Here is a 22100-nt window from a genome sequence, read left to right on the forward strand (position 1 = left end):
GACCCGGGGCTTTCGTCGGCTCGGGCCCGGGATGCCGGCAAGACCACAGCGACCGGAGGTCCACATGGACGCGCAGACTCACGACAAGGCAGAACCGGCGGCCGACGACATCGAGGCGTTGCGTGAGGAGATCGACTGGCTCGACGCCGAGATCCTGCGCCTGGTGAAGCGTCGAGCCGAGGTCTCGAAGAAGATCGGCGCTGCCCGCATGGCGGCGGGCGGCCCCAGGATCGTCTACAACCGAGAGATCGACGTGCTGGCCCGTTACCGGGAACTGGGCCCGGAAGGCAGGCAGTTGGCGATGGCCCTGCTCAACCTGGGGCGCGGGCGCCTCGGCCGGTGAGGTCGCGCACGAAATCAGGGGCTTTCCCCGAAGCCGGACTCCACCCGTAACGGGCACACTTGGACACATGGACACGATCATCAACCTGATCGCCGTCGTGATCGCCATCGCGGGGGTGCTCGCCGCGCTGGGCCATGCCGGTTACCTGGCCATGCTGAACAGCGCGGCCAACAAGCGACCCGGCGGCGCGCCGATCGCGCAGTACGTGCGCTCCCGGTGGGGCATCGCGGGCGGCACCACCGCGGCCGCCTTGCTCGCGCTGCTGCTCACGGCGGGTGGTCCCGCCCTCGACATCGTGGCGATCATCCTCGCCGTCGGCGCGGGCACCACCGCCAGCAAGGCGCTGCAAGCCACCCAGTCGCGCTACCGCAGCGGTGGATAACACGCCCAACCTCATGCGCCCAGTGGAGTGAACTCCGCGCGAGCTGGCTTCCTCACCCCACGCGGAGAGGCGAAAGCTCCTACTCTGATGCGGGTGAGTGCAGTCGCGAGCAATTTGCAGATTTCGATTCACGAACGTGTGGGTGCTCGTGGCCGCGGCTCCTTGCCGGACACGGGTGCCGCTGCGGCTCGGCCGCGTGCTTGGGAAGGGACCTACCGACCATGAGCGGTAGGTCCGACCTCCCACGAAGCCGCTTCACGGATACCCGAGCCACGCACCCACCCAGACCGGAGCAGCACCGACGCCCGGCAACCTCCGGCCCCGAGACCTCACCCATGGCTGCCGTGCCACGTCCCCCTCGGCACGGCGGCGGGTCGTCGAACCCACGCGGAGCAGTACCGCCAGCTCCACCAGCACCATCAGCACCACCGCCTCCGCGACGCACCGGGCGATACAGGCCCGACCCGCCGGAGTTCGCCACCTCACGCGGGCGGTTGCCGATACCGCCGCCTGCCGACGCCCATGGCGACGACGTCGAAACCACCGGCCGCGACATCCGTGACGACGTCGATCCCGAACTGGCCGAGCGACCCACCGTACGCCGCAAGAAGGTCTCGCTGACCGACCCAGCACCTACCACGGAGACCGACGCGGAAGCAGCCGAGCACGCCGACGACGCCAGGGTCTACGTCGCCCCGCCGCCGGACGGCCTCGGCAAGTTCGACCTGGGCTCGGTACCCGCATCGGTCACGCCGCCACGCACGTGGCGTAAGGCGGCGTGGTTCGCGACATTGTCATCCGGTGCCGTTGTCATCGCGCTGCTGTTCGCCGGGTCGGTGCTGGTCGGGCAACCGCCCCAGCAGCCACAGCAGGCGGCGCTGGAAGACTGGCCGGACCGGCACGGCGGTGCGCCCATGCTTCCCGGCGAGGGTTACGCGGGCGACCAGGCATCCAGGCCAGGTGAAACTTCCGAGACGGACAACGCACCCTCCGGTACTCCCTCCGCCGACGGCGAGGCAGGCAACGTTTCCGTCGGGCTGCGCTCAACCGAGTCCTCACATACGGCATCGACCGGCTCGTCCAGTTCGGGTGAGTCCACCTCCACCACGACCACCTCGGCGGAGCCGTCGAGCGAACCGAGCAAACCTCCGGTCACTCCGGCACCGACCGAAACGGCAGAGCCTGCTCACCTTTTCACCGCCTACGACGCGGACACGCTCGCCCAGCGATCTCAGGACTACCTGAACACCGTCACCGAGGACGCCGAGGCAGCGTACGAGCTCACCACGGGGGAGCTGGCCGCCGAAGGCCCTGACGGGCTGCGCGAGAGGTACGCCGAGATCGCCTACGTGGAGGTCCGGCACGTCTACATCGACCAGAACAAGGGTTACACACTCAACGAGATCGACGTGACGTACACCGACGGCACCAAGGAGCAGCAGACCCGCAAGCTCGTGTTCGAAACCAACGAGAAGATCTCCTCGGACGACGGATAACCACCGACCAACATCCTGACCTGCACTGATTCACCTGCGGATGCAGCATCATCCGCACATTCCGCTGCACGTGCGGAGCGGTGAACGGTGAAAAATTGCTCCAAACGAGTGACAACCTCTGCCGTTCACCGTATCGCGGCGACGTTCCACCGACCGTGCCGCAGCGAGCTCTGGCGCGAAAGCGCCGGACGCGATTACCTGTCGTCCAGGGGTCCGCACCAAGAGTCCACGAGACAACATGTTCAAGCGAGACGGACGAGGGCGAGCAGTGCACGACCGGCGTGTACCACGTCAACCAGGACGGGAACAGACCGTCGTCGTCGAGGTCGACGACGCGATCGACCGCGAACCCGCTCGCGGCGGAGTCGATGACGTCGATGCTGAGCAGGTGAGCGGACCCGCGAGCGAGCCCCGAAGGTACCTGCCGCCGCCGGTCCACAGGCCCGACCACACCGAGAAGGAACAGCCGCGCGAGCCGGAAAGCAAGTTCGCACGGCGTGCCAAGCTCATTGCCCTGTTCGTGGCCATGGCCCTGCTGCTGGCTTCGCTCTACATCGCGGCCTCGCTCTCCGAGTCGGGCGAGCGCGACGGCGCGGAGAGTCCCAGGTCACCCGCCATCACGGGTGCAGCCGCACTCGGCGGTTTCGCACTGCCCGCAGGCCGCGCGGTGACGGAGATGGAGACCCGGCGCGAGCCGTCGGTCCAGGCGGCAGGTCCGAAGGACCCCGCCGCGGAGACCACCACAGCCGAGGGTTCACTGGCAGTGGGCAGCGCCCCCAACCCAGGTCAGGTTGACACCGAGAAGTCGGCCACCACCGGGACGGACACGCAGGCGGACGAGCTCGACGCGGTCCGCGACTTCTACCAACTGGCGGCCTCCGAACCTGCCGAGGCACTGCGCCTGCTCGGCCCGGCGCTCGCGGGCAAGCACGACGACCACCTGCTGCGTGCCTGGCGCTCGATGAGGTCGATCCGGCTGGACGATGTCCGGCATGGTGCCGACGGCACGGTGCGGGCCGTGGTGACGATGGTTCCCGCCGACGGAACGCCGCTACGCCTCACCCAGCTGCTGCGATTCACCCACGGACCACGGCTGCTGATCAACGAAGCGACCCTCGTCTCTGTCAAGGCGGAGTGAACCCGTTACAGTAGGCACCGATCGGGTCTGGCAGCCATCCCCGAGAGTGCCGCCCGTGTGTGCACAGAGTGAGCGGCCTAATCTGTCACGGGTCGGTCTCGGTAAGCCGGCACACGAACCACCGGTATGTGCGAGCCCGAAGGAGGTCGCGTGAGCGACGAGGGTCGCCTGGTCGCCGGCCGCTACCGCGTGATCAAGCGGATCGGGACCGGTGCCATGGGCGCCGTCTGGCAGGCGCACGACGAGGTGCTGCACCGCACGGTCGCGATCAAGCAACTGTTGCTGCAGCCAGGTCTCGACGAGCACGAGGCGGAGGACGCGCGGCAGCGGACCATGCGCGAGGGCAGGATCGCCGCGCGGCTACATCATCCGAACGCCATCACGGTGTTCGACGTCGTCACCGACGACAACGGCCAGCCGTGCCTGATCATGGAGTACCTCGCGTCGACGAGCCTCGCCGAGGAACTGCGGCAGCGGACCACCCTTCCACCGCTCGAGGTCGCGAAGATCGGCGCGCAGATCGCTGCGGCGTTGAAGGAAGCGCACGCGGTCGGCATCGTCCACAGAGACATCAAACCGGGCAACATCCTGCTCACCGGCAGCGGGCTCGTGAAGATCACCGACTTCGGAATCTCGCGAGCGAAGGACGACGTCACCGTCACCAAGACGGGAATGATCGCGGGCACCCCCGCCTACCTCGCGCCCGAGGTGGCGATCGGGGGGAACCCAGGCCCGGAGTCGGACATCTTCTCGCTGGGCTCCACCCTCTACGCGGCCACGGAGGGGCAGCCACCGTTCGGTCTGAGTGAGAACACCCTCAGCTTGCTGCACGCGGTCGCCGCTGGGCAGATCAACCCACCACGGCAGTCGGGTCCACTCGCGAGCGTGCTCGCCGTGATGCTGCACCCGGACACCAGGCACCGGCCGACGGCGCAGGAATGCGAGGAACTGCTCTCGGCTGTCGCCCGAGGCGAGACCCCGATCGGTGGAGGCGCTGACGACCCGACGCGAATGCAGTCGTCCGGCCCCGGCAGCACCGCCGTGCTCGGTGCGGCGAGGGCGGGAGCGATCGGTGGTGCGCTTGGCGCCGCCGCGGCCAACGACGACGCGCTGCCTACCGCCCACTCCGGGACCCTCGGTGACGGCGCCGAGGGGCCCAATGCCGGGCACTACGCCGCTGGTTACCCAGGGAAGGGCTACCCCACCGAGCCCTACGACGGCTACCCGGGAGCTGGAGCACCCGACCGTACCCGTGCGGTTCCCTACGGGGATCTTGACGACACCGCCGACTACGGCGTCTACCGAGGCTACGGCCACGACGAGTACGGCGAATACCGCGACTACGACGGCGCCGACGGCGCGAACTACGACGAGCGCTACGAGCCGTACGACGACCCGGCGGACGACCAGCAACAGGGCAACTGGAAGATTCCGGCCGTTATCGGCAGCGTGGTGGTCGTCGGGATGGCGGTGTTCGCCTTCTGGGTGTTCGGCAGCCCGGGAGGCAGCGACGCCGAACAGGAGGACCCGCCGCAGCGTCCGGTGGCGACGACCTCGCAGATGTCCTCTCCGACTCCGCAACCCACCACGACCACTTCGGAGGAACCGGTGGAGACCGTGGAGACCGAGAGTCCCGTCGAGGAGTACACGCCGCCGCCCGAACCGCCACCGCAGCCGGAGACGACGGTCGAGCCGACCGAGGAGACGTCTACCACCACGTCTACCACCACGTCGACATCGATTGTCGAACCCACTGAACCGACGGCGACATCCACTCCGACGTCCAGCCCTTAGGTGGACGACACACGCGATTGATGTTTGTTTGACCCGTGTGGCGGTACAAGGGGTGGCGTGAAGGGAACGGAAGGCGCTCTCGTCGGCGGACGGTACAGGTTGGACCAACCCATCGGTCGCGGCCGGGCCGGGATCGTGTGGCTGGCGTTCGACACGATGCTGTACCGCACCGTCGCGGCCAAGAACCTGTACCTGCCGCCCGACCGTGACCCGGAACAAGCCAGACAGCTCGCGCTGCGAGAAGGGCAGCGAGCCATGAAGGTCACCCACCCGAGCGCGGTCGCCGTCTACGACGCCTTCTCCGAGGACGGCGACGTCTGGCTGGTCATGGAATACGTCCCTTCCCGCAACATGGCCGACTTCCTGTCCGAGCACGGCGAACTGACCCCGGGACAGGCCGCGTACCTCGGTGTGGCTCTCGGGTCCGCGTTGTCGGCCGCACACGCCGCAGGAGTGCCACACTCGGCGGTCGAACCCGGCAACGTCTTGCTCGCCGACGACGGCGGCGTCAAGATCACCGACATCGGCCTCTCTCAGCCACCTGCGGACCCGGCCTTCCGCGCACCGGAGGTGGCCAACGGCGAACCCGCCAGTCCAGCCTCCGACGCGTACTCCCTCGGGGCGACGCTGTTCACCGCTGTGGAAGGCACCCCGCCCTTCGGGTCGGACGGCACCAGCGAGCCGGTGGTACCCCGGCGGACCGGGCCACTCACCGGCGCCCTGCTCAAGCTGCTGCGCACCGACCCCGAACTGCGCCCGATGTTGCCCGACACGATCAAGGCACTCCAGGCGGTCAGCAGAGGCCAGCAGAACGGGTTCGTACCTCCGACCGCGCCCGCCATGCCGACCGTTCCGCTGCTGCCACGGCCCCCTCGGATTCCCGCGCAGGCGGGCCCCGCCACCGCCGCCGCACCACAGGCGGGACGGCTGCGCTCACTCCCCCGATCGTGGACATGGAGCCTTGCGGCACTGGTCGTCGCGGCAGCGTTCGCGCTGCTGTTCGCCGTGATGTGAAGCCGCTGTCGGCGGCCGTCCCACCTAGACCAAGCGGCGGTCGGAGGCCCAGCGGGACAGCTCGTAGCGGTTCGAAAGCTGTGTCTTGCGCAGCACACTCGACACGTGCGTCTCCACGGTCTTCACGGAGATGAACAACTCCGAGGCGATCTCCTTGTAGGCGTAGCCGCGGGCCAGCAGCCGCAGCACGTCGCGTTCCCTCGGGGTGAGCAGGTCGAGGTCGGGATCGCTGATAGGCTCCGCGCCCGGCCGGTCGGCGAAGGCGTCCAGGACGAACCCCGCCAGCCGCGGCGAGAACACGGCATCGCCGTCGGCGACGCGGACCACCGCCCGCACCAGTTCCCGCGAAGAGATCGTCTTGGTGACGTAGCCACGCGCACCCGCCCTGATCACCGCGATCACGTCCTCGGCGGCGTCGGAGACCGACAGCGCCAGAAACACCACATCCGGTTGTTCGGGCCGCACCCGCCGCAACACCTCGGCACCGCCGCCATCGGGCATGTGCACGTCGAGCAGCACCACCTGCGGCCGGGTGCGCGCTATGCCGGCCACCGCCTCGGCGACCGAACCGGCCTCGCCAACAACGCGAACCTCGTCGGTGATCGATTCCAGCTCGGTGCGCGCCCCCGCGCGAAACAGCGCGTGGTCGTCGACGAGGAACACCGTCACCGGTCCCCGCGTCCGCTTGTCTTCCGTCACGTCGCCCCCTGAGCGGTCTTGGCCATGGCCTTGCGCGGCATCGCCAGCTGTATCTCCGTACCCTCCCCCGGTGCCGTGCGCAGCCTGCACGAGCCACCGTTGCGCTCCATCCTGCCCCTGATGGAGTCGCTGAGCCCGTGCCGGTCCTCCGGCACCGCGTCGGGGTCGAAACCCTTGCCCCGGTCACGCACGAACACCGTCACCGAGGTGGGCTCCACCTCCGCGTACACGCTGACCTCTTCCACACCGGCGTGCTTGGCGGCGTTCACGATCGACTCGCGTGCCGCGTGCACCAGCGCCGTGAGCGACTCGTCGAGTTCGGCCTCTCCCACGACCACCTGTTCGACCGAGATCGCGAAAGCGTCCTCGACCTGCCCGCATATCCCTGCGATGGCCTCCGACAGCGTTCCCGGTGTGCCGTGGCCCTCTCCGTCCGGTTGTTTGGGGGCCCCGTAGCCGGACGGCCCGTACAGCCAGGTCCGCAACTGGCGTTCCTGGCCTCTCGCCAGCCGGGCTACCTCACGCGGGGACTCCGACTGTTTTTGGATCAGGGCCAGCGTCTGCAGCACCGAATCGTGCAGGTGCGCGGCGATCTCGGCGCGTTCCTCGGTGCGGATGCGGGCACGCCGTTCATCACCGAGGTCCCGCACAAGACGCAACCAGAACGGGATGGTCAACACGGCGACGCCGACCAGCGTCGCCAACACCGAGATGAGCGCGAGCTGCACCTGGTGGAAGCTGCTGCCCCGCAGCACGACCACCCCGATACCGGTCATCACGAGCGCGACCCCGGAGAGCACCCGGACGGCGGCGGACCAGCCCCCGCCGCCGAGGACGGCACCGGCCACACCGCTGCGGGCCCCGTCGCGCCAGCGGCGCCGCTGGGACTCGTCGGCTTCCCGCCACACCACGGCGGCGCCGACGAGCGCGACCGCCACCGGCAGGCCCACCCAGCCGCTGAGCATGCCGGTGATCGCGCCGCCCGCGACGGTGAGCCCGATGCCCAGGGCGAGCAGCCCGTACGCCTGCTGGCGCTCCTTCGCCGACTCGACCGTCGGTGGCTCGTCTCTGGACTGCTGCGGAACGAACGCCCACAGCAGCCCGTAGGCCAGCAGCCCGACACCGCCGAAAGCCGCCAACACGGCGAAGGTCGCCCGTACCCACAACACCTTGACGCCGAGGTGGTCGGCCAAGCCGCCCGCGACGCCCGCGACTGCCCGACCGGTACGGCGCCGATACATCTTCGGCGGGCCGCCGGGCGAGGCCACCGCCTGGTGGCCGACCTGGATCCCGAGCTGCGGCCTGGAAGCGGAGGACGCTGAGGACGCTGAGCGCGCGGCCGCATTCGCCGTGCGCTCCTCGGTGGCCTGTTCCTGCACGTCACCCATGGTCACACCAGCATAGAAGGTGTTTCATCAGGGAAGCCCCTGATTCCTCCCCCACCCTGAAGGGCGGCGGGCAAGTTCAGGGGCTTCCCGGATGTGGAAGTGCGGCGGGCGAGCGCATCCTCGAGGGCATGAATGCCGCGACGAACACCTCGAGGCAGTTGGACGGCTTCGAGGAGACCGTGAAGGACTTCTGGGCCAGCAGGCCGAGACGACCACACCAGGGGCGCAAGGTCGCCGGTGTGGCGGCAGGCATCGGCAACCGCTACGGCATCGACCCCGTCGTGGTGCGTGTCGCACTGGTCGCGACGACGGTCTTCGGCGGCATCGGCCTGACCGCGTACCTGCTCGGCTGGCTCTTCCTGCCAGCGGAAGGAGACGAGGTCTCCGCCTTCGAGAGCCTGATCGGTAGGGGCCGCAGCTCGGTGTCGAAGCCGTTCGCGGCGCTGTTGTGCCTGCTGTTGTTCCCGGTGTCCGGCTGGGCCTTCGCGGGCGACTGGTTCGACGGCGGCGGCTTCATCGGGATGGCGCTGCTGGTGACGGCGCTCTACCTGCTGCACAGGAGCCGCGGCCAGTTCAACAGGCCCGCACCGCCCACGGTAGGCGTGACCTTGGACTACGCCGCGGCCGCCACTGCGGCGACAGCGGCTGGCGGCTCAGCGGCAGGCGCACAGCACGGCACCTGGGACCCGCTCGGCGCGGCGCCGCTGGCCTGGGAGCTGCCCGAACCGGCACCGCCGCCACAGCCTCCGCCACCACGACCTCGCCGTCCCCGCTCGAAGATCGCATTCGCCACGTTCGGGGTGGCGATCGCGGTGGCGGGCGTAGGTTCCGCGCTGGTGGCGGAGGGAGTGCCGTGGTTCACCCTTGCCCACGTGATCGGCCTGGTGCTCGGTGTGATCGGGGTCGGACTCGTGCTCAGCGCTTTCCGTGGAGGTGGCCGGTGGCTGACCGGGCTGGCGGTTCCGCTGGCCGTGGCGGGACTGGTACTGACCAGCCTCCCGCTGAACGACTTCCGCGGCGGCGTCGGCGAACTCGACGCGACACCTCGCACAGCGGCGGAGGTGCTGCCGGTGTACGAACGCACGGCCGGTGAGATCCGGCTCGACCTTCGGCAACTGCGGGCAACCACGCCTGTGGAGACGGCAGTGCGCAACGGCGCGGGAAACGTCACGGTCATCGTGCCGACGACCGCTGACGTCACCTACCAATGCGAGGCTGGTGTGGGCAACATCGAATGCCTCGGCAGGCAACAGTCTGGGGCAGGTACCGCGCCCATCAGCGGTGTCGACCTCGGCGACGACGGCGAGGGTGGCCAGCGGCTGTCACTCAAGGTCGTAGCCGGAGCGGGGAATGTAGAGGTGCGCCGTGGCTGAGCCGAACGAAACCGGGACGCCGAGCGGGCGCAGGCGGGTGGACATCGTCACCCTGCTGTCGGGGATCGCGACACTGCTCGTGTCCGCCTACGTGCTCTCAGACGGCGCGACCTGGCTTCCGGAAATGGATCTGCGCTGGGTGCTGGCAGGTGGCGCCGTCCTCGTCGGGACGCTGTTGCTCGCCGCTTCGATGCGAGGCAACTGCCGGGAGTGACCTCGCGGCTCACTCCCACTCGATGGTGCCGGGTGGCTTGCTCGTCACATCGAGCACCACCCGGTTCACTTCGGCCACCTCGTTGGTGATCCTGGTCGAGATGCGCTCGAGCACGTCGTAGGGCAGCCGCGTCCAGTCGGCCGTCATCGCGTCCTCGCTGGAGACCGGACGCAACACCACCGGATGCCCGTAGGTACGGCCGTCACCCTGCACGCCGACACTGCGCACGTCGGCGAGCAGCACGACAGGACACTGCCAGATCTCGCTGTCGAGCCCGGCCGCGGTGAGTTCCTCACGCGCGATCGCGTCCGCTGCTCGCAGCGTCTCCAGCCGATCGGCGGTGACCTCGCCGATCACCCGGATACCCAGTCCAGGGCCGGGGAAGGGCTGCCTGTGCACGATCGTCTCCGGCAGGCCAAGTTCCAGGCCGACCCGCCTTACCTCGTCCTTGAACAACGACCGCAACGGCTCTACGAGCGTGAACCGCAGGTCGTCCGGCAGCCCGCCGACGTTGTGGTGGCTCTTGATGTTGGAAGCGCCCGTGCCGCCACCTGACTCGACGACATCCGGGTAGAGGGTGCCCTGCACCAGGAACTCGACGTCGCCCTTGGCCTTGAGGTCACGCGCCGCTCGCTCGAAAACGCGGATGAACTCCCTACCGATGATCTTGCGCTTCTGCTCGGGGTCCACAACACCTGCGAGCGCTTCGAGAAAGCGTTGCCTGGCGTCGACGGTCACGAGTTTCACGCCGGTCGCCGCCACGAAGTCGCGCTCCACCTGTGCGCGCTCGCCCGCGCGCAGCAGGCCGTGATCCACGAACACGCAGGTGAGGCGCTCGCCGATCGCGCGCTGGACAAGCGCGGCCGCGACGGCCGAGTCGACGCCGCCGGAAAGCCCGCAGATCGCGTGTCCATCACCCACCTGGGCGCGGATGCGCGCAACCTGGTCGTCGACGATGGAAGCCGTGGTCCACTGCGGGCGGATGCCAGCCACCTCGTGCAGGAAGCGACGCAGCACCTCCTGGCCGTGCGGCGAGTGCGCCACCTCTGGGTGGTACTGCACACCGGCCAGCTTGCGGCCGAGATCCTCGAACCCCGCAACGGGTGCGCCCTGACTGCCCGCGGTGACCTGGAAGCCTTCCGGGGCCTTGGTTACGCAGTCCCCGTGGCTCATCCACACCGGGTGCCGCGCGGGCAACTCCTCGTGCAGCACGCCCCCGTTCACGCCGAGTTCGGTACGGCCGAACTCCCTCGTCCCGGTGTGCTCCACCGTGCCGCCGAGTGCCTGGGCCATCGCCTGGAACCCGTAACAGATCCCGAAGACGGGAACCCCCGCCTCGAACAGCGCCGCGTCCACCTTGGGGGCATCCTCGGCGTAAACGCTGGAAGGGCCGCCGGAAAGTATGATCGCCGCGGGCTCTCGCTCCAGCAGGTCCGCTACAGCCGTGGTGTGCGGCACGACCTCGGAGTACACCTGTGCCTCGCGAACCCGGCGCGCGATCAGCTGCGCGTACTGCGCGCCGTAGTCCAGCACGAGTACGGGACCTTCTGCCACTTCCGCGGACCTCCTGGCGATCGTAACGAACTGCCGTACCCATCGTCGCAGGTGAACCGCCGCGCGATGAGCGCAGGTCACCGTTACCGTGCTGGCATGGACACCATCACGCCGCGGCCAAGGGCTGTGTGGGTAGCAGGTCGCGCGGAGCAGGGCAGCCGCACGGTGACCGTCACCCACCCCTACGACGGTACCGAGGTGGCCACCGTCGCCGTCCCCGACGAGCAGCAGGTCGAGCACGCTGTGATGGCGGCGGCGAGCATCGCCTCGGAGGTGCGCAGCAGCTCGGCCAGGCACAGGGCCACCACGCTCGAACGGCTGGCCCGCGGGTTGTCCACCCGAGGCGACGAACTGGCGGAAATGATCACTGCGGAGAGCGGCAAGCCGCTGCGCTGGGCCGAGGCCGAGGTAAGGGAGGCGACCGCCACGCTGCGGTCCGCGGCACGGTTAGCCTGCGAAACGCGGCGGCAGGAGTCCGACACCGCGGGCGAGGGACCTGTAACGCTGACTCGGCGCGTGCCGAGGGGACCGGCACTGGGAGAGGTACCCTTCCACGCGCCTCTCGGCATGGCCGCCCGCGCGGTCGCCGCTTCGCTGGCCGCAGCCGCACCCGTGGTGCTCGTACCCACGCAGCGGGCTCCACTTTCGGCACTGGCATTGGGTGAGTTGCTGGCCAACGCGGACCTGCCGGACGAGGCGTTCTCCGTGCTGCCGGTCGAGGACACCGCCACGCTGGACACCGACACCCGGCTGGTACCGGTGCCGGACACCGGCTGTGGCCAGGCGGCAGCCGTCGTACTGGCGGACTGGCCCGATCTCGACCAAGCGGCCGCCCGCCTCGCCGCGGCGGGAACCGGACAGGCAGGGCAGTCGTGTGTGGCGGTGCGGCGTGTGGTGGTGCAGCGGGCGATCGCTGCTGACTTCGTGCCGAAACTGGCGGAGGCGGTGCGCGAGCAGCGCATCGGTGACCCTTACGACAGCAGCGTGTCCGTTGGACCGATGGCCGACGAAGCCGCCGCCGAACGCGTCGTCGGCTGGGTGGACGAGGCCGTTTCGGAGGGCGCGAAACTGCTCACCGGCGGTACGCGTACCGGCAGCACGGTGGAACCGACACTGCTCACCGATGTCGCCGAGCAGGCCCGGGTGTTGCGGCCCACGGCGTTCGGCCCGGTGCTGGTGATCACCGTCGCGGAATCGACCGAGGAGGCCTTCGCCGCGGCGAAAGGGCCGAGGACGGGAGTGTTCACCCGCGATGTCCAACTGGCGCTGCACGCCTCCGCCGACCTCGACGCGGGCGAGGTGACCATCGGTGACGTGCCGACCTACCGCCCGGATTCGGTGGGCGGCGCCATCCAGACCCTCACCGAGGAGCGCATCACCGTGCTGCCCGCCCCTACGCCTCCACGGTGAGCGCCGCGGGGGCGTGCGCGGGAACGGCCGGGTTCTTCGGCGCCACCGGCTCGAGCCTGCGGTACTTCTTGCCCTGTGCGGGCCGAAGGTCGGCCTCACCCTTGTTGGGCCACAGCGAGAACGCGCGTTCCGCCTGCGCCGTGATGGTCAGCGAAGGGTTGACCCCGAGGTTCGCCGTGATCGCAGCACCGTCGACAACATGCAGGTTGGGGTAGTTGAACACCCGGTGGTAGGGGTCGATGACACCGTTTTCGGTGCTGGTGCCGATGGGGGCGCCACCGATGAAATGCGCGGTGAGCGGAATGTTGAAGATCTCGCCCCACGTGCCACCTGCCGTACCGCCGATGTGCTCCGCTGTGCGCAGGTTGGCCTCGTGGCCCGCCGGGATGAACGTCGGGTTCGGCGCGCCGTGGCCCTGCCTCGAGGTGTAGCGGCGGCGGCCGAACAGACCCCGCTTGGTGTAGGTGGTGATGGAGTTGTCGAGGCTTTGCATCACCAGCAGGATCACGGTGCGCTCGCTCCACCGGTAGCCGTTGAGCAGCTTCAGCGTTCGTACCGGATGCCGGCGGGCGAACCGCAGTGCTTGCCGCCACCTCGGCACCTCGGAGGCTCCGTCGGTGGCGATGGTTTGCAGCAGGCTCATGGCGTTGCTGCCCTTGCCGTAGCGCACCGGCTCGATGTGTGTCGTCTCGTCCGGGTGGATCGAGGAAGTGATGGCGACCCCGCGGCTGTAGTCGTTGTCCGGGTCCACCGAGGTGCGGGCCGCTCCGACGATGGCTTCGGAGTTGGTCCTGGTCAGCTCGCCGAGCCGGTCCGAAAGCCGGGGCAACGCACCGGTGTCCCGCATGTGGTGTAGCAGCCGTTGGGTGCCCCAGGTGCCCGCCGCGAGTACGACGTGCCGGGCGGTGAGCGTGCTCCGGAACCTTCGGGCCGTGGTCCCGGTCTTGCGGACGTCCACTTCGAATGTGCCGTCACCGCGTGGTCGAACAGCCGTCACGGTGGTGAGTGGGACGACCTTCGCCCCCGCATGCTCCGCGAGGTAGAGGTAGTTCTTCACCAGGGTGTTCTTCGCGCCGACACGGCAACCGGTCATGCACGAGCCGCATTCGGTGCAGCCGGTTCGGGCTGGTCCTGCACCACCGAAGTAGGGGTCGGCGATCTGCTCGCCCGGCTTGCCGAAGTACACGCCGACCGGTGTGGGGTGGTAGCTGTCGGCTACACCCATGTCGACCGCAACCTTGCGCATCACCCGGTCGACCGGGGTCACGGTTGGGTTGGTGACCACGCCGAGCATTCGGCTCGCCTGGTCGTAGTGCGGGGCGAGTTCGGCCTCCCAGTCTGTGATGTGAGACCACTGGCTGTCGGTGTAGAACGGCCTCAACGGGCGGTAGAGCGTGTTGGCGTAGACCAGCGAGCCGCCCCCCACACCAGCGCCAGCGAGAACCATGACGTCCTTGAGCAGGTGAATGCGCTGGATCCCGTAACAGCCGAGGGCAGGCGCCCACAGGTAACTGCGCAGCTCCCAAGAGGTCTTCGCAAACTCGTCGTCGGAGAATCTGCGGCCGGCCTCCAGCACCGCCACGCGGTAGCCCTTCTCGGTGAGCCGCAGCGCCGCGACGCTTCCTCCAAAGCCGGAACCGACCACGACTACGTCGTAGTCGGGCTCGATGGTGTTACGCGAAGTCACAGGAAAAGCCTAGCCCCGGACAACACTTCTGACCAGAGGTAAGTTACCGCCGAGTTACCCGGGCCCGGGACAACGTTTTGCCCGCGAAACGTGCTCCGCGCGGGACCACGGACCGCGTTTCGCGGGCAAAACGTGGTTCAGGCGCGCACGGTGAGGCCGACTTTCTGAAATTCCTTCAGGTCGGAGTAGCCGGTCTTGGCCAGCGCGCGGCGCAGCGCACCGAAGAGATTCACCACACCCTCGGCATCCGATGCCGGACCGTGCAGCAGGGTCTTGAGGTCCACGTCCTGGTTGGGCACCTGCGCCACTCGCGAGCGGGGCAGCGAAGGGTGGGCCGCGGCCGCCGTCCAGTACAAACCCCTGCCCGGCGCTTCGCTGGAGGCGGCCAGCGGTGCACCGAGCATCACCGCATCCGCACCACAGGCGATCGCCTTCGCGATGTCGCCGCTGCAGTTCACCCCACCATCGGCGAGCACGTGCACATACCTCCCGCCCGTCTCGTCGAGGTAGTCACGCCGCGCGGCGGCGGCATCGATGATCGCGGTCGCCATCGGCACACCGATACCGAGCACCCGGTCGGTGCTCGTCACACCGGTGCTGTGCCCGTGTCCAACGATGACCCCGGCGGCGCCGGTCCGCATGAGATGCATCGCGGTGCGGTAGTCGCTCACGCCGCCCGCGATCACGGGAACGTCGAGGTCGGAGATGAACTGCTTCAGATTCAGCGGATCACCGTCGCGGGCCACGTGCTCCGCGGACACGATGGTCCCCTGCACCACGAGAATCTCGACCCCTGCCGCCAACAGGTCGGGAGTGAGCTCGGCCGCGTGCTGCGGGCTGACCCGCGCGGCCACGGTGACACCAGCTTCACGTACGCCTCGGATCGCTTCGGCAAGCAGGTCCGTGCGGATGGGCGCCGAGTGCAACTCCTGCAGCAGCCCCACGAGTTCGGACCACTCGGCGCCGGACTTCGCGGCGTCGGCGATGCGACCGAGTGCCGCGTCGGCATCGGCATGCCGCGCCCAAAGCCCCTCGGCGTTGAGCACACCGAGACCCCCGAGGTTGCCGATCGACACCGCGGTCTCAGGCGAGACGACCGCGTCCGTCGGGTGGGTCACCAGCGGCAACTCGAAGCGGTAGGCGTCGATTTGCCAACCCGTCGACACCACCTTTGACGAGCGTGTACGCCGCGACGGCACGATGTCGATGTCATCGAGGTCATACGACCGCCGCGCGGTGCGCCCCATGCCGATCTCGACCAGATCCCGCACGTGAAGTCCCTCCTGGAGCGAATACTGCCGGACCATTGTCGGCACCCGACCGAATACGTCCGGCTACCGGGTGGTGTAGTTCGGGGACTCCACGGTCATCGTGACGTCGTGCGGGTGGCTTTCCTTCAGCCCCGCGGACGTGATGCGCACCAACTGCGCACGCTGCAGCTCGGCGACCGTCTGCGCGCCCGCGTATCCCATACCCGAACGCAGGCCTCCCACGAGCTGATGCACGACCCCCGACAACGGGCCACGAAACGGAATGCGACCCTCGATACCTTCCGGTACCAACTTGTCCTCGGAGAGCACGTCGTCCTGGGCGTAGCGGTCCTTGGAGTAGGAGCGCACCTCCCCGCGCGAACGCATCGCGCCGAGCGACCCCATACCCCGGTAGGTCTTGTACTGCTTGCCGTTGACCAGGATCACTTCACCCGGCGCCTCGGCGGTACCCGCGAGCAGGCTGCCGAGCATCACCGACGACGCCCCGGCCGCGATGGCCTTCACGATGTCACCGGAGTACTGGATCCCGCCGTCGCCGATCACCGGGACACCTGCGGGCCTGCACGCCTTGTCGGCCTCGTAGATCGCCGAGATCTGTGGCACGCCCACCCCGGCCACGACCCGAGTGGTGCAGATGGAACCGGGACCGACACCGACCTTCACCGCGTCCGCGCCCGCGTCGACCAATGCCTGCGCTCCGGCACGCGTGGCGACGTTGCCGCCGACCACGTCGACGGTGTCGCCGAGTTCCTTCTTCAGCCTCGCTACCGTCTCCAGCACGGCGCGCGAATGCCCGTGCGCGGTGTCGACCATCAGCACGTCCACACCGGCGTCGGCGAGCGCCATAGCCCGCTGATGGCCGTCGGTGCCGACTCCCACGGCCGCACCGACGAGCAGCCTGCCGTCGGTGTCCTTCGTGGCGTTGGGGTACTGCTCGGTCTTGACGAAGTCCTTGACAGTGATCAGGCCACGCAACTTGCCCGCGCCGTCCACGATCGGCAGCTTCTCGATCTTGTGCCGACGCAGTAGGCCGAGCGCGGCGTCAGCCGTCACCCCGACCTGTGCCGTCACTAACGGGGTGGGGGTCATGACTTCGCTGACGGCCTTGCTGTGGTCCATCTCGAACCGCATGTCCCTGTTGGTGATGATGCCCACGAGCGTGCCCGCGGCGTCGGTGACGGGAACACCGGAGATGCGAAACCGCGCGCACAGGGCGTCGACCTCGGCCAGCGTGTCGTGGGGCGAGCAGGTGACCGGGTCGGTCACCATCCCGGCTTCCGACCGCTTCACGATCTCCACAGCCTGCGCCTGCTCCTCGATGGGCATGTTGCGTTGCAGCACGCCCATCCCTCCCTGGCGGGCCATCGCGATGGCCATACGTGCCTCGGTGACCGTGTCCATGGCCGCCGACAACAGCGGTACGCGCAACACGACATTGCGTGACAGCCGGGTACTGGTGTCCACCGTGCTCGGAATCACATCCGATTCGGCGGGAAGCAGCAGCACATCGTCGAATGTCAGCCCGACCATCGCGAACTTCTCTCCAGCCTGGGCTGTCGCCTCCTCCTCGGAACGGAGCAGGTCGGCGGAGGTGATGTCGCTCGTCATGAGTTACGGCTGACCTTCCTCGACTGATGAACCAACGGGGGGTTTTGCAGACCTGTTAGCGATGGTATCTGGACGTACCCGGGGGCCCGCCCGGTACCGTGCAGGCCGTGCCGCACGATCTGTTGCCCCCAGACCCGTTCGCCGACGACCCGAACGACCCGGCCAAGGAGATCGCGGCCATCGACGAGCCCTCGGGCGAGCCGATGAGCCCGGACGAGCGTTCGGAGCTGCTCGCGGATCTCTCGGACCTCGCTGTCTACCAGGCGCTGCTGGAGCCACGTGGTATCCGAGGAATCGTCGTGGACTGCGGCGAATGCGACCAGCCTCACTATCACGACTGGCACCTACTGCGCGCGAGTCTGGAACAACTGCTCGCCGACGGGCAGATGCGCCCGCATGAGCCCGCATACGACCCCAACCCGGCCGACTATGTGAGCTGGGACTACTGCCGAGGGTTCGCTGACGGCATCACGGCCACCGAAAGCGCCTACTGAACCTCAAGACGAAGGGCGAGCGCGGCGAGTCGCCGCGCCACCCTTCCGCACTGTCGTCAACTGGTTGGATCGGCGAACTCCACCGAAGCCCCGTAACCGGGGCTTCGTCCCGACTCACTGCCGGTGCTGTCGTCGGTGGACGAACTCGGCGAAGTGGGCGTGGTGGAACTCGGCGGTGCGGTGGTGGAACTCGTGGAGGTACTGTCCGGCTCGGCCGGAAGCGGCTCCACCTGCGGTGACGTCGGCGTGGTCGGCGATGAGTCGGTAGAACTGGACGTGCTGTCGCTCGTAGTAGTCGGGCTGGTGCTGGTGTTGCGGTCTTCCTGAGGCTCTTCCAGCTGAGCCAGCAGCTCGGTGTGACGTGCCTTGAGCTGAACCAGCTCCTCCTCTGCAGTCACCTGTTGCAGCGTGCGCTCAGCCTGTTGCAGTGCCCTGCGGGCGTCGTCGTAGCGCTCCTGCGCGATGGCGAGATAGGCCTTTTGCAGATCCGTACGCACCGATGCCGCGGCCTCCACCGAACGGGCGTGGTCGGCGTAGAGCACCTTGCTCAGGCCCCAGAGTGTGTCGCCGGGTTGGGCGTCGCGAGCGGCCAGGGCTGTGCCCGTGAACCCGATGGCGAGCACCGCCGCGGCCGCGGCGACGGGTACGAGCATGCGTCTGCGCACACGAGCGCCCTTGCGTCTAGCAAGCGAGGCGGTTCTTACCGCGGTGGTGGCGGCGGGCACATCGACGAGTTCCGGGATGGGCTCGCTGTCGATGTCGCGCCGCCATGCCAGCAACAACGCGTTGAGCTCGTGATCTCCGAACTCGTCCGCGACACGGGGGTCGGAGCCGCCGAGAGCGTCCAGCAACGCATCATCGGCCTGGATAGCGGAAAGCTCCGACGCCGAAGCCGCCGACTCGTGGCCGGAAGGGCCGTGCTGCCGCCGCGAGGGCACCGACCCGTCCGCAGGGCCGGACCCGGTGTTCGGCCCGTTCGCGTCGCCGTTGAGCTCGTGCTCGTGGTTGTCGTCGTCGCGTTCCGCCACTCAGACCACCTCCTCAGCGGCCAGTGCCTTGCGTAGTCGCGCCAGGGCACGATGCTGGGCGACCCTGACCGCGCCGGGCGTCGAACCCACGGCCTCGGCGGTCTCTTCAGCGGAAAGACCGACGACCACACGCAACACCACGATCTCGCGTTGTTTCTCCGGCAGGACCTGCAGCAACTGCGACATCCGTTCGTTCAGCTCGCCCTGTAGAGCCCGCTGTTCGGGGCCGACACCGCCTTCGATCTCGTCCGGGAGCTCCGCGACAGGTTCTGCCCGGTTCCGAGCGGCCGCGCGGTGCGCGTCGGCCACCTTGTGTTGGGCGATTCCGTAGACGAAAGCCAGGAAAGGGCGGCCTTGATCACGGTACGAGGGCAATGCCGTGAGCACCGCGAGACACACCTCCTGGGCTACGTCGTCCGCCGAGGCGAACGAGCGTTCCTGCCTGCCTACCCTGGCACGGCAATACCGCACCACAAGAGGACGGATAGCGGCCAGCAGCCGCTCGACTGCTTGAGGATCACCCTCGACAGCGGCGGCGACTGATTCGTCTAGTCCATCCCCCACAGTGGCCATCGCAGACAACAGTCCCGGTGTTACGTCAGGCGTGCAAAGAAGCCGACGCGCGAAACGCGAGTCCCTCACGCCGGTGACAACTACCGTACCTTCCGGCACCGCGCTTTTCGTTCACGGTCGACCCTTGGCGCCTCCTGCACCTCGCAAGCTGCGAAGATGCGACCGTATCAGCCTTTGTCCAGGCTTCAACAACGTCGCGCCTGGTGGGCGTCAGACGGTAGCGACACGAGCACGCCACACCGGTCTCACCGATGTGGCGTGCCACTTTGGAGGGGATACGAGTTCCGGCCGTACGCCCGAGGGCCTCAGGATACGAGCCCACGGCGGAAGCCGTGTGCGACTGCCTGCGCGCGGTCGCGGACGCCGAGCTTGCGGAACAGCCGTCGCGCGTGCGTCTTGACCGTGTCCTCGGACAGGTAGAGTTCACGACCGATCTGTCCGTTGCTCTTGCCCTGGCTCATGCCGCGCAGCACCTGCAGCTCGCGCTCAGTCAGCTGCACACCGGGATCGGAGGGCTGCCGCGGGGCGGGTACCGAGGTGCTGGCGAGCGTGTGGGCCAGCGCGGCCACCAACTCGGGACGGGAGGCGTCCCAACGGAGGTAGCCACGCGCACCACCCGCGATGGCCGCGGCGATACTGCCCGCGTCGTCGGGGGCGCCGAACACGATCACGTTGGCCTGCGGGTTGGCCGACACGAGCCTGCGAGTGGCTTCCACACCGGTGGGAACAGCGCGCTGCGTGCCCACGAGCACCACGTCGACCGGCTGCCGGGAATACCTGGCAAGCAACTCGTCACCGTGCGCTACACAGTCGATACGACTGACGCCGGAAACGGCGGACATCACGCGGGTCAGCCCTTCGCGAACACTGCGTCGGTCGTCGCAAATCAAGACCGTCGTCACGGGGTTTCCTTCCTGCAGCCGGGTGACATTCCATATCCCCTATCGGACGCTTTAGGTTCCACCTTGACACGATCTGGTGGCTTTTTTTGGAGAAACCCTCGCCCGGATGTCGGTATGGGCGATGTGCCGCAGGTAACAGCCTAGATCGGGACCCATGGCGAGCGAAATGCCAACCGCTTTCCGGTCGGGTCGGCGGCCGGTAACAGAGCGTGTAACTCACGGGTAACCCTGGATCGATTCCATTCGGCCGTGGCGGGATCCAGGTCGGCGGCCAACAATCTGGCGGGCCACGTCAGCGAGCGAAGCTCCCAGTTGTCCGCCGCGTCCAGCGCGGAGCCGACGAGAGCGCCCGCACGCTGGCGGGCGCCCGGGTCGCCGGTGGCCGCCAGCGCGGCCGCCAGCACGAGTTGGGACTTCACCAAATGCCGAGCGGCGCCCCGCTGCCGTGACAGCCCCACAGCACGTTTCGCGGGCAAAACGGCATCCCCGGCCAAGCCACGGGCCAACGAGAGTTCCGCTGTGACCCAGCACGTCCGCACTTCGGCACGCCACCCCGCGCGCGGCGACAGCGCCTGCTCCAGTAGCCGCTGCGCCGCACCGAACCTGCCGAGGGCGAGGTTGTCCGCCGCGAGCCCCAGGAACGCGTCGGCGAGCGCGCCCGCCGGATCGAGGCCGTCCTCGTCGGCGTCTCCGGTGGCCACGGCCGCCCGCGCAAGGGCCGCACCGTCGAACGGTAGGGCGGCGGCGTGCCCGCCCAACTGGCGGCGGTGCGAGGCGAACGTCGCTCCCGCGAGCGCGGCCGACAGTGGGTCCCTGCCCCTGATGAGCGGCTGCAGTAGCGTCGTCGCCGCCGCATAGCGACCGCGCGCGCCAAGCAGCACTGCCGCCAACCACTGGGATCGCGGCGTCGTGGCGGCGGTCAACGCTCGGTCGGTGATCGCGGGTGCGTCGCCGAACGCGGCGTGGCGCAACACTGCTTCGCTCACAGGCACGGGTCCATCGTCGTCGAGTGCAACCGGGTGATGGGCGCGGGCCTCGGATCCACGGCGAGTGAGGATCGAACGAAGCACCCACTATTCCCATGTAGATCAATATCCGCGGCCGGAAAACGAAGATCAAAAAGGGCTCCGTTCAGCTATCGGACCTCCCACGGTTGGGTGAGACCACTAACGGCTGAATTGATCCCAAGCCCTTGAACAACAGTTCTCGCACTTCTAGCGTTACGGCCGTTGCACCAAATGGAGTAGTCGCACAGGTACAACTGCATGAATCCGGCCGCGTGGGGTCGGATATCGGAGGCGGTCAACGATGGCAGACACGCGCAGACTCCCTGGCCCGAACGCGGATGTTTGGGACTGGCAACTGGAGGGGGCATGCAGGGGGATGGACAGCGGTTCTTTCTTTCACCCTGACGGGGAAAGGGGGCCGGCGAGAGCAAGGCGGGAGGCACGGGCCAAGGCGATCTGCCATACATGCCCTGTGCTGCGGATTTGTCGGGAACACGCGCTCGCGGTGCACGAGCCGTACGGCATCTGGGGCGGCCTTTCGGAATCGGAACGGGAGACGATCATCAGGTCGCAGAAGCGTGCGTTGACCCTGACAGGACACTAGGCACACCTACCGAAACGGAGGGCACCCGTGGGGGGATGCCCTCCGTTTCTCATTTGCCTGCTCGCGCGCCCTGAAACCACGGTTAGCCCGCGAAACGCACTCGGCGAACGATGGGCCGAAA

At 68.4% G+C, this 22100-nt stretch carries 21 protein-coding genes; 11 read left to right on the forward strand and 10 right to left on the reverse strand.

Translation table 11 applies throughout. The features are described 5' to 3' along the window. Positions 1 to 64 precede the first annotated feature (64 nt). The 6 genes from FHU38_RS22245 (at position 65) to FHU38_RS22270 (ending at position 6167) form a co-directional block, all read left to right on the forward strand. Entirely contained in the window at positions 65 to 343 is a 279-nt protein-coding gene (locus FHU38_RS22245; protein WP_167174737.1) for a chorismate mutase, read from the forward strand. A 67-nt stretch (positions 344 to 410) separates the two neighbouring features. Continuing rightward, positions 411 to 725: a hypothetical protein gene (locus FHU38_RS22250; protein ID WP_208415784.1), complete on the forward strand. Its 315-nt coding sequence runs from the start codon at positions 411 to 413 to the stop codon at positions 723 to 725. 494 nt (positions 726 to 1219) lie between these two features. Next, positions 1220 to 2221 carry a hypothetical protein gene (locus FHU38_RS22255; protein ID WP_167165491.1) on the forward strand — a complete coding sequence of 334 codons (1002 nt, stop codon included), beginning with the start codon at positions 1220 to 1222 and terminating at the stop codon, positions 2219 to 2221. A gap of 268 nt (positions 2222 to 2489) precedes the next feature. Beyond that, positions 2490 to 3359 carry a hypothetical protein gene (locus FHU38_RS22260; protein WP_167174740.1) on the forward strand — a complete coding sequence of 290 codons (870 nt, stop codon included), beginning with the start codon at positions 2490 to 2492 and terminating at the stop codon, positions 3357 to 3359. A gap of 150 nt (positions 3360 to 3509) precedes the next feature. Next, a complete protein-coding gene (locus FHU38_RS22265) occupies positions 3510 to 5153 on the forward strand; it encodes a serine/threonine-protein kinase (RefSeq protein ID WP_167174743.1) in 1644 nt (547 codons plus the stop codon). Positions 5154 to 5210: 57 nt separating this feature from the next. Beyond that, entirely contained in the window at positions 5211 to 6167 is a 957-nt protein-coding gene (locus FHU38_RS22270) for a serine/threonine-protein kinase (RefSeq protein WP_167174746.1), read from the forward strand. 24 nt (positions 6168 to 6191) lie between these two features. Here FHU38_RS22270 and FHU38_RS22275 read toward each other — a convergent pair whose 3' ends face one another. Both FHU38_RS22275 and FHU38_RS22280 read right to left on the reverse strand, forming a co-directional pair. Beyond that, entirely contained in the window at positions 6192 to 6866 is a 675-nt protein-coding gene (locus FHU38_RS22275; RefSeq protein WP_167174749.1) for a response regulator, read from the reverse strand. After that, a complete protein-coding gene (locus FHU38_RS22280) occupies positions 6863 to 8254 on the reverse strand; it encodes an ATP-binding protein (RefSeq protein WP_167174752.1) in 1392 nt (463 codons plus the stop codon). The genes FHU38_RS22275 and FHU38_RS22280 overlap by 4 nt, the downstream gene beginning before the upstream one ends. 128 nt (positions 8255 to 8382) lie before the next feature. On the opposite strand from FHU38_RS22280, the gene FHU38_RS22285 reads away from it, so the two are divergent. Continuing rightward, positions 8383 to 9627: a PspC domain-containing protein gene (locus tag FHU38_RS22285; RefSeq protein ID WP_167174755.1), complete on the forward strand. Its 1245-nt coding sequence runs from the start codon at positions 8383 to 8385 to the stop codon at positions 9625 to 9627. Continuing rightward, positions 9620 to 9841, forward strand: coding sequence for a hypothetical protein (locus tag FHU38_RS22290; RefSeq protein WP_167174758.1), 222 nt, complete (start codon positions 9620 to 9622; stop codon positions 9839 to 9841). Before FHU38_RS22285 ends, FHU38_RS22290 begins: the two co-directional genes overlap by 8 nt. Positions 9842 to 9850: 9 nt before the next feature. Here FHU38_RS22290 and guaA read toward each other — a convergent pair whose 3' ends face one another. Beyond that, positions 9851 to 11395, reverse strand: coding sequence for a glutamine-hydrolyzing GMP synthase (gene guaA, locus FHU38_RS22295; RefSeq protein ID WP_167174761.1), 1545 nt, complete (start codon positions 11393 to 11395; stop codon positions 9851 to 9853). A 96-nt stretch (positions 11396 to 11491) separates the two neighbouring features. On the opposite strand from guaA, the gene FHU38_RS22300 reads away from it, so the two are divergent. Beyond that, positions 11492 to 12805, forward strand: a complete 1314-nt coding sequence (locus FHU38_RS22300; RefSeq protein ID WP_167174764.1) for an aldehyde dehydrogenase family protein — start codon at positions 11492 to 11494, stop codon at positions 12803 to 12805. On the opposite strand, the gene FHU38_RS22305 is transcribed toward FHU38_RS22300, so the two are convergent. The 3 genes from FHU38_RS22305 to guaB form a co-directional block, all read right to left on the reverse strand. Beyond that, complete coding sequence (locus FHU38_RS22305; protein WP_313886857.1) at positions 12789 to 14492, reverse strand: GMC family oxidoreductase; 1704 nt, start codon at positions 14490 to 14492, stop codon at positions 12789 to 12791. The genes FHU38_RS22300 and FHU38_RS22305 overlap by 17 nt on opposite strands. Positions 14493 to 14629: 137 nt before the next feature. After that, complete coding sequence (locus FHU38_RS22310) at positions 14630 to 15763, reverse strand: GuaB3 family IMP dehydrogenase-related protein (protein ID WP_167174767.1); 1134 nt, start codon at positions 15761 to 15763, stop codon at positions 14630 to 14632. Between the two features lie 63 nt (positions 15764 to 15826). Next, complete coding sequence (gene guaB, locus FHU38_RS22315; protein WP_167174770.1) at positions 15827 to 17371, reverse strand: IMP dehydrogenase; 1545 nt, start codon at positions 17369 to 17371, stop codon at positions 15827 to 15829. 98 nt (positions 17372 to 17469) lie between these two features. On the opposite strand from guaB, the gene FHU38_RS22320 reads away from it, so the two are divergent. After that, the gene (locus FHU38_RS22320) at positions 17470 to 17865 is read left to right on the forward strand and encodes a DUF5319 domain-containing protein (protein WP_167174772.1); all 396 of its coding nucleotides are present in this window, start codon (positions 17470 to 17472) and stop codon (positions 17863 to 17865) included. A gap of 56 nt (positions 17866 to 17921) precedes the next feature. On the opposite strand, the gene FHU38_RS22325 is transcribed toward FHU38_RS22320, so the two are convergent. From FHU38_RS22325 to FHU38_RS22340, 4 genes are all read right to left on the reverse strand, one after another. Continuing rightward, complete coding sequence (locus FHU38_RS22325) at positions 17922 to 18893, reverse strand: anti-sigma-D factor RsdA (RefSeq protein WP_167174775.1); 972 nt, start codon at positions 18891 to 18893, stop codon at positions 17922 to 17924. Beyond that, a complete protein-coding gene (locus FHU38_RS22330; protein ID WP_009152448.1) occupies positions 18894 to 19466 on the reverse strand; it encodes a sigma-70 family RNA polymerase sigma factor in 573 nt (190 codons plus the stop codon). A gap of 305 nt (positions 19467 to 19771) precedes the next feature. Further along, positions 19772 to 20368: a response regulator transcription factor gene (locus tag FHU38_RS22335; protein ID WP_009152447.1), complete on the reverse strand. Its 597-nt coding sequence runs from the start codon at positions 20366 to 20368 to the stop codon at positions 19772 to 19774. Positions 20369 to 20508: 140 nt separating this feature from the next. Then, on the reverse strand, positions 20509 to 21354 hold the full coding sequence (locus FHU38_RS22340) for a hypothetical protein (protein WP_313886858.1): 846 nt from the start codon (positions 21352 to 21354) through the stop codon (positions 20509 to 20511). Positions 21355 to 21676: 322 nt separating this feature from the next. Between FHU38_RS22340 and FHU38_RS22345 the strand changes: the two genes are divergently transcribed. After that, positions 21677 to 21979, forward strand: coding sequence for a WhiB family transcriptional regulator (locus FHU38_RS22345; RefSeq protein WP_167174780.1), 303 nt, complete (start codon positions 21677 to 21679; stop codon positions 21977 to 21979). Positions 21980 to 22100: the final 121 nt, after the last annotated feature.

It is taken from the genome of Saccharomonospora amisosensis (assembly GCF_011761185.1).
GTDB lineage: Bacteria > Actinomycetota > Actinomycetes > Mycobacteriales > Pseudonocardiaceae > Saccharomonospora_A > Saccharomonospora_A amisosensis.